Origin of the sequence: Methylobacterium sp. B1 (assembly GCF_000333255.1) — a bacterium.
Classification (GTDB): Bacteria; Pseudomonadota; Alphaproteobacteria; order Rhizobiales; family Beijerinckiaceae; genus Methylobacterium; species Methylobacterium fujisawaense.
Window position 1 is genome coordinate 1 of record NZ_BACT01000067.1, and the last position, 2,158, is coordinate 2,158.

Below are 2,158 nucleotides of genomic sequence, written 5' to 3' on the forward strand. Positions count from 1 at the left end.
CGACGGGGCGGCGGGACGAGCCGCTGCCGACACCGGCGCCGACGGCACCAGGCGAGCGAGGCNGTCCCGCGCCCTGTCCACGAGCGCGGTCGGCAGGCTCCCCGCCACCCGACCCGCAAGGTCGGACACGGCGGGACCGTCGTGCCCGGTCCAATACCCGGCGGACCCCGCCGCGAGCGCGGCGAGGGCCCCGGCGAGCCATGCGGACCGGTTCATTTCCCGGCCTGGATGATCAGCTTGTCCTCGACCGTGCCGGTCTCGCCCTGGACCTTCGCGGCCAGCGACAGGCGCCAGCGGCCCTGCATTCCGAGATGGGCCTTGAAGCGGTAGATGCCGGGCTCGGTCGAGGGCACCTGCTCGACCTTGGTGGCCATCTCCTCCATGGCGTCGGGCGCCATGTCGAGCCGCTTGGCGAAGACCACGGCGTCGGTCACCGGCTTGCCGCTGCGCTTGTCCACCAGCCGGACGGCGAGGACGGCATCGCCGACTTTGGCCTCCTGCTGGACGAGTTGGAACTGGTAGTTCTTGGTGTCCGCAAATGCGGACGAGGTGAGAGCCGGCACCGATAGCACGGCACCGAGCAGCGCCGCCTTGAGCGGGCGCGCGAGGGTGTTCTTGGTCACGGGTGTCATCTCCTGAACGCGATGGGTGCCGGCGCGCAGGCACGCGGCATCGTGCCGGCGCTCACGCCGGCGGCATCGGGTTCAGGCTCGGGGAGGCTCGGGTAGCGGCGTCCCGTGCACGCTCGCGAACGGGGGTGCCGCGGGCCAGGCCAAGGCCGCCCGCGTTCCGACGGGCGCCGGGAGGACGACCGCTGTGGGCAGGAGCGAGGCGACGGGGGCGAGGCACAGGGCCATCAGCGGGCAGTCCTTGGCGCAGTCCGGCTTGGCCGCCTTCTCGTGCGGACAGCAGGGCATGTCGTCCATGGCCATATCCGCCATGTCGATCCGACCGGAGCCGTCGTCGGCCATGACCATGACAGGCATGGCGTGGCCGTGATGGTCGTGGACGGCGGCCGGCATCGCGGCGTGCATGCCCGCGGTGGCCGCGGGAGCGGTCACCGGCGTCAGGGCGAGACTGAGGACCGCCAAGAGCGGCAACAGTCGCCGGAGGGCGAGCCAGAACGTCACGAATCCAAGATGCCAAATTCCGGGCCGGCGCGAAAGTCCGGCTGACGGTCTCAGGAACGGCGAACGCGCCGGTTGGTTGCGCTTGGCTCAGGCGGGCTCGGCCGGATAGCCGGCCTCTGCGATGGCCCGGGCGATCCGGTCGGCCGATCCCCTGGTTCCCGACACGGTGACCAGCTTCGCCCCGAGGTCGACCGCGACGCCTGCGTTCGGCTCGATGGCCTGCACGGCGCGGGTCACGGACTTGGCGCAGCCGCCGCAGCCCACTTTCTCGACCTTCAAATGGATCATGACGCTCTCCTTCGGACGATGTCCCGAGGAGATGGGGCTTCCCACCGTTGGAAGGTCAAGGGGCGGAATGATGTCCTCAGACCGAGACCTGCGCATCCGGGCGGCCGCTTCCGCCTGATGATCGTTGGAGATGCCCCCCGGCCGAGGCAATCCGTGTAAAGACAGTCCGGCACGATCTGCCCGGGGAGGCACTTTGCCGTCCTGGAGTTGACGGAGCAAACGTCCGGTTTCGGGATTTGCTCAGCGGCGCATAAATGGCGGTGTTGGGTCGTCAGCGGACAGGGTCGGCCTGGAAAGGCTCCGGTCCGGAGGGTTCCCCTTTCGGCCGGTGGCAGGCGCACGCCGCGGCTTTCTCGTCGGCGCGGCCCCACATCGGCGCTTCGCAAGTGAGGAGCTGTGTTAGCAGATGCGCCAGCGGCGCCGCTTGATAAGGCTTCTGAAGCACCGGGGCTGACCGATACGCTTCCTCCAACCCCTGCGTGCCGTAGCCGGTCGCGAACAGGAACGGCGTGCAGCGCTCTAACAGCAGGTCGGCTACCGGATAGCTGCGGGCGTCGCCCAGGTTGACGTCCAGCACGGCCAAGTCGAACTTCCCGGTGCGGACATGATCCACGGCCTTGTCGAGGCGCATGGCCACCACGACCTCGCAGCCGAGGTCGAGCAGCATGTCCTCCGCGAGCATGGCCACGAGGCTCTCGTCCTCGAACAGCAGAACGCGGCGCCCTTTCAGCAAAATCATC

General features: G+C 69.3%; 4 protein-coding genes. All 4 read right to left on the bottom strand.

Annotated elements, in window-relative coordinates:
- Window positions 1-212: 212 nt before the first annotated feature.
- Complete coding sequence (locus tag I53_RS01800; protein ID WP_043346021.1) at window positions 213-623, bottom strand: FixH family protein; 411 nt, start codon at window positions 621-623, stop codon at window positions 213-215.
- Window positions 624-704: 81 nt separating this feature from the next.
- Window positions 705-1,130, bottom strand: a complete 426-nt coding sequence (locus I53_RS01805; RefSeq protein ID WP_043346022.1) for a hypothetical protein — start codon at window positions 1,128-1,130, stop codon at window positions 705-707.
- A gap of 87 nt (window positions 1,131-1,217) precedes the next feature.
- A complete protein-coding gene (locus I53_RS01810; RefSeq protein WP_043346024.1) occupies window positions 1,218-1,418 on the bottom strand; it encodes a heavy-metal-associated domain-containing protein in 201 nt (66 codons plus the stop codon).
- 271 nt (window positions 1,419-1,689) lie between these two features.
- The coding region (locus tag I53_RS01815; protein WP_043346025.1) for a response regulator at window positions 1,690-2,158 on the bottom strand (469 nt) is incomplete at its 5' end.